Here is a 13847-nt window from a genome sequence, read left to right on the forward strand (position 1 = left end):
GCCCGTCGTCAGCCACCACAGCAGTCCCCTGTAGGCCGTTCGTCGCCCCAAAAAGGCCGCGAAACAGCCACATCCGCTCACGCGTGCGCCAGGGGTCACGCCGCCGCTCCCCCTGCCCCTGCCTCGAGCCGCCGAAGAAGGACGTACCGCCATGGCCGCCACCCCCGATACGACCGCAGCCGCCGCACCCGCCGCCGCCGCGCGCCGCAAGCCCGGCCGTCACCGCGGTGAGGGCCAGTGGGCCGTCGGCCACCACACGCCCCTCAACGGCAACGAGCAGTTCAAGAAGGACGACGACGGCCTCAATGTGCGTGCGCGCATCGAGAACATCTACTCCAAGGCGGGCTTCGACTCGATCGACCCCAACGACCTGCGCGGCCGTATGCGCTGGTGGGGCCTCTACACCCAGCGCAAGCCCGGGATCGACGGCGGCAAGACCGCGATCCTGGAGCCGGAGGAGCTGGACGACAAGTACTTCATGCTGCGCGTCCGCATCGACGGCGGCCGGCTCACCACCGAGCAGCTGCGCGTCATCGGCGAGATCTCCGAGGAGTTCGCCCGCGGCACCGCCGACCTCACGGACCGGCAGAACGTGCAGTACCACTGGATCCGCATCGAGGACGTCCCGGAGATCTGGCGCCGTCTGGAGGCCGTCGGCCTCTCGACCACCGAGGCCTGCGGTGACACCCCCCGCGTGATCCTCGGCTCGCCCGTCGCCGGCATCGCGCTGGACGAGATCATCGACGGCACCCCCGCGATCGACGAGATCTACGCCCGCATCGTGGGCAACCCCGCCTTCTCGAACCTGCCCCGCAAGTTCAAGTCCGCGATCTCCGGCTCGCCGCTGCTCGACGTGGCGCACGAGATCAACGACATCGCCTTCGTGGGCGTGAACCACCCCGAGCACGGCCCCGGCTTCGACGTCTGGGTCGGCGGCGGTCTCTCCACCAACCCGAAGCTGGGTGTGCGCCTGGGCACCTGGGTCTCGCTCGACGAGGTCCCGGACATCTACGAGGGCGTCATCTCGATCTTCCGCGACTACGGCTACCGCCGGCTGCGCACCCGCGCCCGCCTGAAGTTCCTCGTCGCCGACTGGGGCCCGGCCAAGTTCCGCCAGGTCCTGGAGGACGAGTACCTCAAGCGCAAGCTGACCGACGGCCCCGCGCCCGAGCAGCCCACCGGCCAGTGGCGCGACCACGTCGGCGTGCACCAGCAGCAGGACGGCAAGTTCTACGTCGGCTTCGCGCCCCGCGTGGGCCGTGTCGACGGCGCCACCCTGACGAAGATCGCCGCCGTCGCCGAGCAGCACGGTTCCGGCCGGCTGCGCACCACCGCCGAGCAGAAGATGATCGTGCTCGACATCGAGGCGGGCCAGGTCGACTCGGTCGTCGCGGCCCTGGAGGCGCTCGACCTGCGGGTCAACCCGTCCCCGTTCCGCCGCGGCACGATGGCCTGCACCGGCATCGAGTTCTGCAAGCTGGCCATCGTCGAGACGAAGGCGCGCGGCGCCTCGCTGATCGACGAACTGGAGCGCCGACTGCCGGAGTTCGCCGAGCCGCTCACCATCAACATCAACGGCTGCCCGAACGCCTGCGCCCGTATCCAGGTGGCGGACATCGGTCTCAAGGGCCAGCTGGTCCTGGACGACGAGGGCAACCAGGTCGAGGGCTACCAGGTCCACCTGGGCGGCGCACTCGGGCTGGAGGCCGGTTTCGGCCGCAAGGTCCGCGGGCTCAAGGTCACCTCGGCCGGTCTGCCGGACTACGTCGAGCGGGTCGTCTCGCGCTTCGAGGACCAGCGCGAGGACGGCGAGCGCTTCGCCGCCTGGGTCACCCGTGCCAAGGACGAGGATCTGTCGTGAGCGAGCGCGCCGCACCGTTCTACTGCCCGTACTGCGGCGACGAGGACCTGTTCCCGAACGAAACAGGCCACGGCGCCTGGGAATGCAGGGCCTGCAATCGAGCCTTCCAGCTGAAGTACCTCGGGCTGCTGGCCCGGGGTGTTCAGTCCAATGACGCTGGAGGGGGCGAGATATGACCACGATTCAGGACGCGAGTCTCAAAAACCTGCAGGCGCTGGCCGAGCAGGCGGGCCGGGACCTCGAGGACGCCACCGCGCTGGAGATCCTCACCTGGGCGGCCGAGACCTTCGGCAAGAAGTTCGCCGTGACCTCCTCCATGGAGGACGCGGTCGTCGCCCACCTCGCCTCCCGCGCCTTCCCCGGCGTGGACGTGGTCTTCCTCGACACGGGCTACCACTTCGAGGAGACCATCGGCACCCGTGACGCGGTCGAGGCCGTGATGGACGTCAACGTCATCACGCTCACCCCGCGCCAGAGCGTCGCCGAGCAGGACGCCGAGTACGGCCCCAAGCTGCACGACCGCGACCCCGACCTGTGCTGCGCGCTGCGCAAGGTCAAGCCCCTCGAAGAGGGCCTGACCGCGTACGACGCCTGGGCCACGGGCCTGCGCCGCGACGAGTCCCCGACCCGGGCGAACACCCCGGTGGTCGGCTGGGACGAGAAGCGGCAGAAGGTCAAGGTCTCGCCGATCGCCCGCTGGACCCAGGACGACGTGGACGCGTACGTCCTGGAGCACGGCGTCCTCACCAACCCGCTGCTGATGGACGGTTACGCCTCCGTCGGCTGCGCCCCCTGCACCCGCCGGGTGGCGGAGGGCGAGGACGCCCGCGCCGGCCGCTGGGCCGGGCGCGGCAAGACCGAGTGCGGACTGCACGGCTGATGACGGCCACCAGCGCGACCAACGAACGTACTGAACCGACGGAGACGAACCAGATGAGCGTGAGCGACCAGGGCGCCACCGTGTGGCTGACCGGGCTGCCGAGCGCGGGCAAGACCACCATCGCCTACGCGCTGGCCGAGCGGCTGCGCGCCGAGGGCCACCGCGTGGAGGTCCTCGACGGCGACGAGATCCGCGAGTTCCTCTCCGCCGGCCTCGGCTTCAGCCGCGAGGACCGGCACACCAACGTGCAGCGGATCGGCTTCGTCGCCGAACTCCTCGCGTCCAACGGCGTCAAGGCGCTCGTCCCGGTGATCGCGCCGTTCGCGGACAGCCGTGAGGCCGTCCGCAAGCGGCACGCCGCCGAGGGCACCAGCTACCTCGAAGTGCACGTGGCCACTCCGGTGGAGGTGTGCTCCGAGCGTGATGTGAAGGGCCTGTACGCCAAGCAGGCGGCGGGCGAGATCTCCGGTCTGACCGGGGTCGACGACCCGTACGAGGCACCGGAGTCCCCGGACCTCCGCATCGAGTCGCACACGCAGTCCGTACAGGAATCGGCTTCGGCCCTGCACGCACTGCTCACCGAGAGGGGTCTGGCATGACCGCCACCGTCGCACACGTCCACGAAGGGACGGACGCGCCCTACGCGCTGTCGCACCTCGATGCCCTCGAGTCGGAGGCCGTGCACATCTTCCGCGAGGTGGCGGGTGAGTTCGAGAAGCCGGTGATCCTGTTCTCGGGCGGCAAGGACTCCATCGTCATGCTGCACCTGGCGCTGAAGGCGTTCGCGCCGGCGCCGGTGCCGTTCACCCTGCTCCACGTGGACACCGGCCACAACTTCCCCGAGGTCCTGGACTACCGCGACCGCGCGGTCGCCAAGCACGGTCTGCGCCTGCACGTGGCCTCCGTCCAGGAGTACATCGACGCCGGCAAGCTCCGCGAGCGTCCCGACGGCGTCCGCAACCCGCTGCAGACCGTCCCCCTCACGGAGGCGATCCAGAGCCGCAAGTTCGACGCCGTCTTCGGCGGCGGCCGCCGCGACGAGGAGAAGGCCCGCGCCAAGGAGCGCGTCTTCTCCCTGCGCGACGAGTTCTCCCAGTGGGACCCGCGCCGCCAGCGGCCCGAGCTGTGGAACCTGTACAACGGACGCCACGCGCCGGGTGAGCACGTGCGCATCTTCCCGCTGTCCAACTGGACCGAGCTGGACGTGTGGCAGTACATCGCCCGCGAGAAGATCGAACTGCCGGAGATCTACTTCGCCCACGAGCGCGAGGTCTTCCAGCGCAACGGCATGTGGCTGACGGCCGGCGAGTGGGGCGGCGCCAAGGACGGCGAAGCCACCGAGACCCGCCTGATCCGCTACCGCACCGTCGGTGACATGTCCTGCACCGGTGCCGTCGACTCCGACGCCACCACGCTGGACGCCGTGATCACCGAAATCGCCGCTTCCCGCCTCACCGAGCGGGGCGCGACCCGCGCCGACGACAAGCTGTCCGAAGCCGCGATGGAAGACCGCAAGCGCGAAGGGTACTTCTAGAAATGACCTCCACCACCGAGCAGTTCGCCGATCTCTCGGCGACCACGCTGCTGCGCTTCGCGACCGCGGGCTCCGTCGACGACGGCAAGTCCACCCTGGTCGGCCGCCTCCTGCACGACTCCAAGTCGGTCCTCACCGACCAGCTGGAAGCCGTGGAGCGGGTCTCGGCCAGCCGTGGTCAGGACACCCCCGACCTGGCGCTGCTCACCGACGGCCTGCGGGCCGAGCGGGAGCAGGGCATCACCATCGACGTGGCCTACCGCTACTTCGCGACCGCCCGGCGCCGGTTCATCCTGGCCGACACCCCCGGGCACGTGCAGTACACCCGGAACATGGTCACCGGCGCCTCCACCGCCGACCTCGCCGTGGTGCTCGTCGACGCCCGCAACGGCGTGATCGAGCAGACCCGCAGGCACGCCGCCGTCGCGGCCCTCCTCCGGGTCCCCCACGTGGTCCTCGCCGTCAACAAGATGGACCTCGTGGGCTACGAGGAGACCGTCTTCGCATCGATCGCCGAGGAGTTCACCGCGTACGCCACGGGCCTCGGAGTCCCGGAGATCACCGCGATCCCGATCTCCGCCCTGGCCGGCGACAACGTAGTGGAACCCTCCGCGAACATGGACTGGTACGGCGGCCCCACGGTGCTGGAGCACCTGGAGACGGTCCCGGTCAGCCACGACCTCACCGCCTGCCCGGCGCGTTTCCCGGTGCAGTACGTGATCCGTCCGCAGACCGCCGAGAACCCGGACTACCGGGGCTACGCGGGTCAGATCGCCTCCGGCGTGCTGCGCGTCGGCGAGGCCGTCACCGTCCTGCCGTCGGGCCGCGCCTCGGTCATCGAGGGCATCGACGCGCTCGGCGAGAGCGTCGACATCGCGTGGGCCCCGCAGTCGGTGACCCTGCGTCTGAAGGACGACATCGACATCTCGCGCGGCGACCTGATCGCGCCGTCGTCGAGCTCCCCCGCCACCACGCAGGACGTCGTGGCGACGGTCTGCCACGTGGCGGACCAGCCCCTCGCCGTGGGCGCCCGGGTGCTGATCAAGCACACCACCCGCACGGTGAAGGCGATCGTCAAGGAGATCCCCTCGCGGCTGACCCTGGACGACCTGTCCCAGCACCCGAACCCCGGGCAGCTGGTGGCCAACGACATCGGCCGCGTCGTCGTCCGTACCGCCGAGCCGCTCGCGCTCGACTCGTACGCCGACTCGCGCCGCACCGGGTCCTTCCTGCTGATCGACCCCGCGGACGGCACGACCCTGGCGGCCGGAATGGTCGGCGAATCCTTCGCCTCCACCGCCGAGACCACCGTGCAGGCGGACGAAGAAGGCTGGGACTTCTGATCATGCTTGCCGATATCTACTCCACCTTCGCGAAAGAGGGCGGCCGCGTTGGCAGCGGCTCCCTCGGCAGCGGCCAGGGAGGTGTGGGGCGATGTGCGTAATGACGTACGCGCACCGCATGCGCGCCCACACCCCCCGCGAGCCGTACCTGCCCTTGCTCAGCAAACGAAGACGTGCGTCGTGACACGACGCTACGAGAGGAAGTCCTCCCGTGCCTGCCATCGGTACCTCTGCTAAGACCCTGCACCGCGGCCTCGCCGCCGCTGCCGCCCTGCCGCTCCTGATCGGCGCCCTCGCCTCGTGCGGCTACGGTTCCGAGGCCGTGAAGGACGACGCTCCGAAGGCGAACGTCGCCGCCGACGGCTCCGCGAAGAAACTCTCGGCCTCCGAGGTCCGCATCGGCTACTTCCCGAACCTGACCCACGCCACCGCGCTGGTCGGCCTTCAGGAAGGCCTGATCGCCAAAGAACTCGGCGCCACCACCATCAAGCCGCAGTCCTTCAACGCCGGCCCCTCCGAGATCGAAGCCCTCAACGGCGGCTCTCTCGACATCGGCTTCATCGGCCCCTCGCCGTCGATCAACGCCTACGTGAAGTCCAAGGGCTCCAACCTGCGGATCATCTCCGGCTCCGCCTCCGGCGGCGTGAAGCTGGTCGTGAACCCGGCGAAGATCAAGACCCTCGACGACCTCAAGGGCAAGAACATCGCGACCCCGCAGAAGGGCAACACCCAGGACGTCGCGTTCCTCAACTGGATCGCCGAAAAGGGCTGGAAGGTCGACCCGGAGTCCGGCAAGGGTGACGTCTCCGTCGTCCGCACCGACAACAAGGTCACCCCGGACGCCTTCAAGTCGGGCTCGATCGACGGCGCCTGGGTCCCCGAGCCCACCGCCTCCAAGCTCGTTTCCGACGGCGGCGCCGTCCTCCTCGACGAGACCGCCCTGTGGCCCGACAAGAAGTTCGTCATCACGAACGTCATCGTCTCGCAGAAGTTCCTCAAGGAGCACGCGGACGTCGTCGAGGCCGTGCTCAAGGGCACCGTCAAGACCAACGAGTGGATCAACGCCAACCCCGACAAGGCCAAGGCCTCCGCCAACGCCAAGCTCGCAGCCGAAGGCGGCAAGCCCCTCGACGCCAAGGTCATCGACCCGGCGTGGCCCAGCATCCTCATCACCGACGACCCGCTCGCCGCAACGCTGAAGAAGCAGGCCGACCAGGCGGTCAAGGCCAAGCTCATCGAGCAGCCCGACCTCAACGGCATCTACGACCTGACGCTCCTGAACAAGGTCCTCAAGGCCGCGGGCAAGCCCGAAGTCTCCGACGCCGGCCTCGGCGCCACCAAGTAACCCCGTAGACCAGCAACCCCAGGAGGTGACGACCATGGCCACCATGCTTGCCAAGGCTGCCGAGGGCTCCGTAGCGGAGCTGACGCACGCTGCCCGCATCGAGCACGTCTCGAAGTCCTTCTCCGGCCCGGCCGGATCGCAGCTCGTCCTGGACGACATCAGCCTCGATGTCGCTCCCGGAGAGTTCGTCACCATCCTGGGCGCCTCGGGGTGTGGAAAGTCCACCCTGCTCAACCTGGTCGCCGGACTGGACAAGCCGTCCGCCGGGTCGATCGAGACCCCCGGCGGCCGTCCGGCCCTGATGTTCCAGGAGCACGCCCTCTTCCCGTGGCTCACCGCGGGCAAGAACATCGAACTCGCCCTGCGCCTGCGCGGGGTGGCCAAGGCCGACCGCAAGCCGGAGGCCGAGCGGCTGCTGGAGCTGGTCCGGCTCGGCGGCTCGTACGGCAAGCGGGTCCACGAGCTGTCCGGCGGCATGCGCCAGCGCGTGGCCCTGGCCCGGGCGCTCGCCCAGGACAGCCAGCTGCTGCTGATGGACGAGCCGTTCGCGGCGCTCGACGCCATCACCCGTGACGTGCTGCACGGCGAGCTCACCCGCATCTGGGAAGAGACGAACCTCTCCGTCCTGTTCGTCACGCACAACGTCCGCGAGGCCGTACGGCTCGCGCAGCGTGTGGTCCTGCTGTCCTCGCGCCCCGGCCGGGTCGCGAAGGAGTGGACCGTGGGCATCCCGCAGCCGCGCCGCATCGAGGACGCGGACGTCGCGGAGCTGTCCCTTGAGATCACTGAACACCTGCGTGGGGAGATCCGCCGCCATGGCCAGCACTGACACCACCCCCGAGGCCCCGTCCAAGGCCAAGGCCGAAGACCTCGCCGGACTGGAGGCGGGCCTCGACGCGCTCGACGCCGTCCAGACCCACCGCACCCCGATCCGCGAGGTGCTGGTCAAGAAGGTCCTGCCGCCGGTCATCGCCGTCGGCCTGGTCCTCCTCGTCTGGCAGATCCTCGTCGCGGCGAAGATCACCGACGAGACGAAGCTCCCCGCCCTGTCCTCCGTCTGGGACAGCCTGTCCGACATGTGGATGAAGGGCACCCTGCTCGAGGTCATCTGGACCAGCGTCTCGCGCGGTCTGCTCGGCTTCCTGCTGGCCCTGGCCATCGGCACCCCGCTCGGCCTGCTCGTCGCCCGGGTGAAGTTCGTCCGCGCCGCGATCGGCCCGATCCTGCAGGGCCTGCAGTCGCTGCCCTCGGTCGCCTGGGTGCCCCCGGCGGTGCTCTGGTTCGGACTCAACGACGCGATGATGTACACCGTCATCCTGCTCGGCGCCGTCCCGTCGATCGCCAACGGCCTCGTCTCCGGCATCGACCAGATCCCGCCGCTGTTCCTGCGGGCCGGTCGCACCCTCGGCGCCACCGGACTGCGCGGAGCCTGGCACGTGGTCATGCCGGCCGCGCTGCCCGGCTACCTGGCCGGTCTCAAGCAGGGCTGGGCCTTCTCCTGGCGCTCCCTGATGGCCGCCGAGATCATCGCCAGCTCCCCCGACCTGGGCCTGGGCCTGGGCCAGCTCCTCGAAAACGGCCGCAACAACATCGACCTGCCCGGCGTGTTCCTCGCGATCATCCTGATCCTGGTCGTCGGCATCGCGATCGACCTGCTCATCTTCAGCCCGGTCGAGCGGTGGGTGCTGCGCACCCGCGGCCTGCTGGTCAAGAGCTGATCACGTGTCCGCGCACGTCACGCACTCCACGCAGGCCCCCGCCCTGCTGATCATCGCCCACGGCAGCCGCGACCCGCGGCACGCGGCGACCGTGCACGCCCTCACCCGGCGGGTACGGGCGCTGCGGCCGGGGCTGCGCGTGGAAACCGCCTTCCTGGACTTCGACACCCCGACCGTCGACCAGGCGGTGGCCTCGCTCTACCTGTCGGGCGTACGCGACGTCGTGGCGCTCCCGCTCCTCCTGACGCGGGCGTTCCACGCGAAGTCCGACATCCCGGCGGTGCTCGCCGGAGCCACGTCCCACCTGCCGGACCTCTCGGTCCGGATCGCCGATGTGCTCGGACCGTCGCCGCTGCTGCTGGCGACCCTGGAGCGCCGGCTGTGGGAAGCCGGCCTCACCCCGGCGGACCGTGCCACCACCGGTGTGGTGCTCGCGTCCGCCGGCTCCTCCGACCCGGAGGCGATCGCAGTGATCGCTGAAATCGCGCGGGAGTGGCGGCACACCGGTTGGTGCGCCGTGCGGCCTGCGTTCGCCTCCGCTGTTCTCCCCCGGACCGAGGACGCCGTACGGGCGCTGCGCGCGGAGGGCGTCCGCCGGATCGCGGTGGCCCCCTACGTCATCGCCCCCGGCCGGCTCCCCGACCGCATCACGGCGGGCGCCGAAGCCGCGGGGGCCGACGTGATCGCGGCCGTCCTGGGCCCCTCCCCGGAACTGGCCCGACTGCTGCTGCGCCGCTACGACGCGGCCGCCCCGACCCAGGCCCGCATCCCGGCCCTGGCGGCCTGACCCGCCTGCGGCGGGTGCCGGGCACATTTCAGCCTCGCCGGCGTTTGAGGCGCGGGGTCTGGGGCGGAGCCCCAGGGAACGGGCGAAGGGCGGGTAGGGGACTTCCCCCGCAGGGCCCGCCCACCCACCCACACCCGGCGTGTGCCTACGCCCGCGCCGCGGCCTCGTCGGCCAGGGCCGTCAGGTCCTCGATGGACATCGCGCCCGGCGGCAGCCCCTCCCGGGCAAAGATGTTCGCCGCGACGCGCAGCGTGTCGTTGACCGGCGTGGCCACCCCGTGCAGCCGCCCCAGCAGCACGATCTCCCCGTTGAGATAGTCCGCCTCCACGGACCCCGTCCCCCGCGCCAGGCTCTGCCAGGACGACCCGCCCCGCACCACTCCGGCCGGCGCCTCCACCTTGCCGTCGCGGGCCTCCGCCTGCTCGGCGTCCGAGGCGCAGGCGATGCCCGCGGCGGCGAAGGCCGCCTTCGCCTCACGCACGGCCCGCAGCAGCAGCGCCGCCTTCGCGGGCTCCGGCTCGGGGCCGGTCGTCGCCTGGACCGCGTTGCCCAGGTTGCCCAGCAGCTTCGCGTACTTCCACCGCATCACGTCCTCGACGACCGGCGCCCCGAACCCCGCCTTCTCCAGGTCCGCCGCGATCCGCCGGGCCGTGCCGTCGGCGCCCCCGGCGGCCTTGCCGAGGTGCAGGATCCCGGTCAGCGGAGCGCACAGAGCGGAGACCACGCCCGGCTCCAGGAAGGTCGCCGGCAGCCACACGCAGACCCCGTACACGCGCGCGAAGCGCCGTAGGGCGAGGCGTTCGCTCTCCACGCCGTTCTGCGCGCACAGCACCGGCAGCCGCTGGGCCGCCGTACCGCCGCCGGCGACCTCCGCGTCACCCCACGCGTCGAGCGCGGCCAGCGCGTCCTGCGTCTTCACGGTCAGCAACAGCACGTCTCCGGGGCGCAGTTCACCCAGCTCTGCCGGTCCCGTGACGACGGGCAGCCGGTGCACCCGCTCCCCGTCCGCCGTGGTGAGCCGCAGCCCGTTCGTCCGCAGGGCATCCGCGTGGGGGCCGCGCGCGACGAGGACGACCTCGCTGCCGGACTCCGCCAGCCGTCCGCCGATGGTCGCGCCGATCGCTCCGGCGCCGATGATGATGTAACGCATGCCCTCGAGCCTGGCACATCCGCGGGCCTGAGCTACGGTCGGGCCATGTCTGTTGACGTGGATGAGACGTTCGCCCTCGGCGGGGACCTGCCCGTACGCCGCCTCGGGCTCGGCACCGGCGGCCTGGTCGGCGCCGGCTACTGGGGCCCGCGCGCGGAACGCCCCGCATCGGTCGCACTGCTGCGCACCGCCGTCGCCCGCGGAGTCACCCTGATCGACACCGCCGACAACTACGGCCCCCACCTGGCCGAGGAACTGGTCGCCGAAGCCCTCCACCCGTACGGGGAGGACCTGGTGGTCTCCACCAAGGGCGGGGTGGTGCGCACGGGCCCCGACGAGTGGCACGCGGCGGGCCGCCCGGAGGAGCTCCGGGCCATGTGCGAGGCGAGCCTGCGCAGGCTCCGCCTGGACCGGATCGACCTGTACCAGCTGCACCGCTTCGACCCGGCCGTCCCGCCGGCGGAGCAGCTGGGCACGCTGGCCGAGCTCCGGGCGGAGGGCAAGATCCGCCACATCGGGCTGAACACGGTGACGGCGGACCAGCTCCGGGAGGCCCTGTCCGTGGTTCCGGTGGCCTCGGTCCAGAACCCGTACAACCTCCTGGACCGCTCCTCGGCGGAGCTCCTCGCCCTGTGCGAGGAACGCGGCATCGCCTTCCTCCCGTACTACCCGCTGGGCAGCGGAGCCCTGACCCGGGAGAGCGCCGCCGCACTGACGGCGGTCGCCGCCGAACACGGCGCGTCCACCGGCCAGATCGCCTTGGCCTGGCTCCTCCGGCACTCTCCGGTCCTCTGCCCCACCCCGGGCACGGGTTCCCCGGACCACCTGGCGGAGAACCTGGACGCGGCAACGGTCCAGCTGACCCCGCAGGAGGTCTCCCTGCTGAACGGGCTGGCGGAGTAGGGCCTGTTGCGCAGGGTGCGACGGGCCGGACGAGGTGTCTCCGTCGTGAGGTGGTGGCAAAGGTCAGTACGCGGGCTCGACGGCCGTGTGGTCAGTCCTGCGTGAGTTCGACCAGTTTCACGACCGTGTTCCAGTTGCGGGTGGTCACGTCGAGGCCCTTGACCACGGCCGGCTTCGCGAGGGCCTCGGCGAGTGTGGAGCGGCCCAGGCCGTTCGGGGCGTAGAGGTAGATGACGCGGTCGCCCACGCGGTACTCCTCCGGGAGGTGCGCGGGGACGTCGATCGAGGCGAAGCGGGACTCGGCGGGCTGCTCGGAGCAGAAGGTGGCGTGGAGCTGTTTGCCTTCGAGGTCGGCGGCCGGGAAGGGACAGGCGTCGGCCACGGCGCGCAGGTAGGCACCGTCGACGACCAGGCAGGGGACGCGGAAGCCGAAGTGGGCTTCGATGGCGGCCTCCAGCTCGCGGGCGAGGGCATCCGGGGCCTTCCCGCTCGCGGTGGCGAAGACGGCGTTGCCGCTCTGGAGGTACGTCTGCACGTTCTCGTGGCCCAGCCCGCCCAGAACCTGGCGCAGCTCGGCCATCGGGACCTTCTTGTTCCCGCCGACGTTGATGCCCCGGAGCAGTGCCGCGTAGGTGGTCCTGGCGGCCTTGGTCGTCTTGGTCGTCTTGGTCATGTCTGCACGATAGGCCTCACCCCTGACAGTGCATGCGACATCGGCGGGGGCGGTGGGAAGGGCCCCGCCAGAGGTCAGACGGCTGCGCGGCGCAGGTGCAGATGGCCGTCGAGCGGGTAGGAGGGCGGCGCCGACGGCAGGATCCTGCCCAGCGTGTAGCCACTCTTCTCGGCGACCCGGCAGGATGCCGCGTTGTCCACCTGATGGAGGAGTTCGAGGCATTCCAGACCATCGGCCCGGAAGGAACGGAAGGCCCAGGCGGTGAGGGTTTCCAGGGCCCGTGGGGCCACGCCCCGCCCACGGGCCCGCGCTGCCGTCCAGTAGCCGACCTCGGCGGACGCCTTGCCCGGACCCGGTCCGACTCCCTTCAGCACCACGTGGCCCACCAGCCGCGCCGGCGCCGCATCGAGAGCCTCGGGGGCCTCCTCCAGGACGGCGAAACCGAACCGGGTGCCCGATGCCCAGTCCCGCTCTCGCTCCCGCACCCACCGCAGCCCTTCGTCCTCGCTCTCCACGGGTGGGCTCGCCCAGCGCCGCAGTTCGGGGTCCCGGTACGCCTCGACCAGTGCGGCAACGTCTTGTGCCCGCCAGGGGCGGAGGGTGAGAGCGGGAGCGGTCGGCGTCGCGGCTGCGCGGAGGGTGACGGGGGCGTTCATGACCGGATCGTACGCAGCGGCGGCTCGGGCCCGGAGGGGTGCGGGCCGGTTCGTGCGCGGAGGGCGTGGACGGACCAGTCGAGGACCGGCTGGAGGGTCTCCGGGCGGGGCCAGTCGTTGATCACCGCGAGCAGGGAGGAGTACCGCTCTCTGCGGGGGTCGTTGATGCGTTCCAGCCGGGCCAGGAGCTGTTCCGGGGATGCGGCGGGGTCCCGGCCGTCGAGGAGATGCGCGGAGCGGGTCATCAGGGCCGAAACGATCGGATCGGCCTGGGGTGAGGCCGGGTCGATGCCGGCCGCCACGGCCGGGGCGACCTGGTCGCGGACGATCGCGGCCAGGTCGTCGCGCGAGCGGGGTGGAGCGTCCGGGAGGCGCCCGGCGGCCTGGTCCTCGACCAGCTGTCGCAGATGGGCGCGGAATTCCGGGTCCTCGGCCAGTGCGGCCAGTTCCACCCATGCGTGGATCTGTTCCGCGGTGGGGTCGTCCGGCAGGTGCGGAGTCATGGAGTGCCTGACCCCCGCGAACGCGGAGTCGGCTCCCACGCCGCCGAAGGCGGTGTCGAGGAAGTCCCCGACCAGCCGTTGGCGTTCCGCTTCGGAAAGCTTCGCGAGCTTGTGCATCAGGTGCGTCTCCTCCGGGTCGGCTCCACGGGTCGCCACAGCGGTCAGCACCGCGCGCCGCAGCCGCAGGATCCGTATCTGCACGTCCAGCGCCTCCGCCTGGGCCGCGGCGACTTCCGGCAGCGTGCGTTCCCGGTCCATGACCTTCCGGATGTCGGCGAGGTCCAGTCCCAGGTCGCGCAGGGTCCGGACGAGGTCCATGCGTGCGACGGCGCCGTCGTCGTAGAGGCGGTAGCCGGCCGGGCTCCGACGGGTGGGCGGTACGAGCCCGCAGTCGGAGTAGAACCGGACGGTCTTGACCGTGGTACCGGTTCGCCGGGCCAGCTCGCCGATCGAGTAGAGCGTGTGGCCGTTCATGTCCCCCACCTTCGGGTCTC

At 71.1% G+C, this 13847-nt stretch carries 15 protein-coding genes; 11 read left to right on the forward strand and 4 right to left on the reverse strand.

Annotation, left to right across the window (positions count from 1 at the left end; genetic code table 11):
* Window positions 1-151: 151 nt before the first annotated feature.
* The 10 genes from ACE1OC_RS09705 (at window position 152) to ACE1OC_RS09750 (ending at window position 9468) form a co-directional block, all read left to right on the forward strand.
* Complete coding sequence (locus ACE1OC_RS09705; RefSeq protein WP_407836674.1) at window positions 152-1861, forward strand: nitrite/sulfite reductase; 1710 nt, start codon at window positions 152-154, stop codon at window positions 1859-1861.
* Window positions 1858-2037 carry a hypothetical protein gene (locus ACE1OC_RS09710; protein WP_407836675.1) on the forward strand — a complete coding sequence of 60 codons (180 nt, stop codon included), beginning with the start codon at window positions 1858-1860 and terminating at the stop codon, window positions 2035-2037. Before ACE1OC_RS09705 ends, ACE1OC_RS09710 begins: the two co-directional genes overlap by 4 nt.
* Window positions 2034-2741 carry a phosphoadenylyl-sulfate reductase gene (locus ACE1OC_RS09715; protein WP_407836676.1) on the forward strand — a complete coding sequence of 236 codons (708 nt, stop codon included), beginning with the start codon at window positions 2034-2036 and terminating at the stop codon, window positions 2739-2741. The genes ACE1OC_RS09710 and ACE1OC_RS09715 overlap by 4 nt, the downstream gene beginning before the upstream one ends.
* A 53-nt stretch (window positions 2742-2794) precedes the next feature.
* Window positions 2795-3340, forward strand: a complete 546-nt coding sequence (gene cysC / locus ACE1OC_RS09720; RefSeq protein ID WP_215148038.1) for an adenylyl-sulfate kinase — start codon at window positions 2795-2797, stop codon at window positions 3338-3340.
* On the forward strand, window positions 3337-4275 hold the full coding sequence (cysD, locus tag ACE1OC_RS09725) for a sulfate adenylyltransferase subunit CysD (protein ID WP_407836677.1): 939 nt from the start codon (window positions 3337-3339) through the stop codon (window positions 4273-4275). The genes cysC and cysD overlap by 4 nt, the downstream gene beginning before the upstream one ends.
* 2 nt (window positions 4276-4277) lie before the next feature.
* Window positions 4278-5618, forward strand: a complete 1341-nt coding sequence (locus tag ACE1OC_RS09730) for a sulfate adenylyltransferase subunit 1 (RefSeq protein WP_407836678.1) — start codon at window positions 4278-4280, stop codon at window positions 5616-5618.
* Between the two features lie 211 nt (window positions 5619-5829).
* Window positions 5830-6963 (forward strand): aliphatic sulfonate ABC transporter substrate-binding protein, encoded by a 1134-nt coding sequence (locus ACE1OC_RS09735; RefSeq protein ID WP_407836679.1) that lies wholly within the window; start codon window positions 5830-5832, stop codon window positions 6961-6963.
* Between the two features lie 34 nt (window positions 6964-6997).
* The gene (locus tag ACE1OC_RS09740; protein WP_274550100.1) at window positions 6998-7792 is read left to right on the forward strand and encodes an ABC transporter ATP-binding protein; all 795 of its coding nucleotides are present in this window, start codon (window positions 6998-7000) and stop codon (window positions 7790-7792) included.
* Window positions 7779-8681 carry an ABC transporter permease gene (locus tag ACE1OC_RS09745; protein ID WP_407836680.1) on the forward strand — a complete coding sequence of 301 codons (903 nt, stop codon included), beginning with the start codon at window positions 7779-7781 and terminating at the stop codon, window positions 8679-8681. Before ACE1OC_RS09740 ends, ACE1OC_RS09745 begins: the two co-directional genes overlap by 14 nt.
* A gap of 4 nt (window positions 8682-8685) precedes the next feature.
* Window positions 8686-9468 carry a sirohydrochlorin chelatase gene (locus ACE1OC_RS09750; RefSeq protein ID WP_407836681.1) on the forward strand — a complete coding sequence of 261 codons (783 nt, stop codon included), beginning with the start codon at window positions 8686-8688 and terminating at the stop codon, window positions 9466-9468.
* 145 nt (window positions 9469-9613) lie between these two features.
* Here the strand turns inward: ACE1OC_RS09750 and ACE1OC_RS09755 are convergent, their stop codons facing one another.
* Complete coding sequence (locus tag ACE1OC_RS09755; RefSeq protein WP_407836682.1) at window positions 9614-10618, reverse strand: ketopantoate reductase family protein; 1005 nt, start codon at window positions 10616-10618, stop codon at window positions 9614-9616.
* 45 nt (window positions 10619-10663) lie between these two features.
* Between ACE1OC_RS09755 and ACE1OC_RS09760 the strand changes: the two genes are divergently transcribed.
* On the forward strand, window positions 10664-11521 hold the full coding sequence (locus ACE1OC_RS09760; RefSeq protein ID WP_407836683.1) for an aldo/keto reductase: 858 nt from the start codon (window positions 10664-10666) through the stop codon (window positions 11519-11521).
* Window positions 11522-11612: 91 nt separating this feature from the next.
* Here ACE1OC_RS09760 and ACE1OC_RS09765 read toward each other — a convergent pair whose 3' ends face one another.
* The 3 genes from ACE1OC_RS09765 to ACE1OC_RS09775 form a co-directional block, all read right to left on the reverse strand.
* A complete protein-coding gene (locus ACE1OC_RS09765) occupies window positions 11613-12194 on the reverse strand; it encodes a DUF1697 domain-containing protein (protein WP_407836684.1) in 582 nt (193 codons plus the stop codon).
* 74 nt (window positions 12195-12268) lie between these two features.
* A complete protein-coding gene (locus ACE1OC_RS09770; protein ID WP_407836685.1) occupies window positions 12269-12850 on the reverse strand; it encodes a GNAT family N-acetyltransferase in 582 nt (193 codons plus the stop codon).
* Window positions 12847-13827: a MerR family transcriptional regulator gene (locus tag ACE1OC_RS09775; RefSeq protein ID WP_407836686.1), complete on the reverse strand. Its 981-nt coding sequence runs from the start codon at window positions 13825-13827 to the stop codon at window positions 12847-12849. Before ACE1OC_RS09775 ends, ACE1OC_RS09770 begins: the two co-directional genes overlap by 4 nt.
* Window positions 13828-13847 lie beyond the last annotated feature (20 nt).

Origin of the sequence: Streptomyces stoeckheimensis, assembly GCF_045822005.1 — a bacterium.
Taxonomy (GTDB): Bacteria; Actinomycetota; Actinomycetes; order Streptomycetales; family Streptomycetaceae; genus Streptomyces; species Streptomyces stoeckheimensis.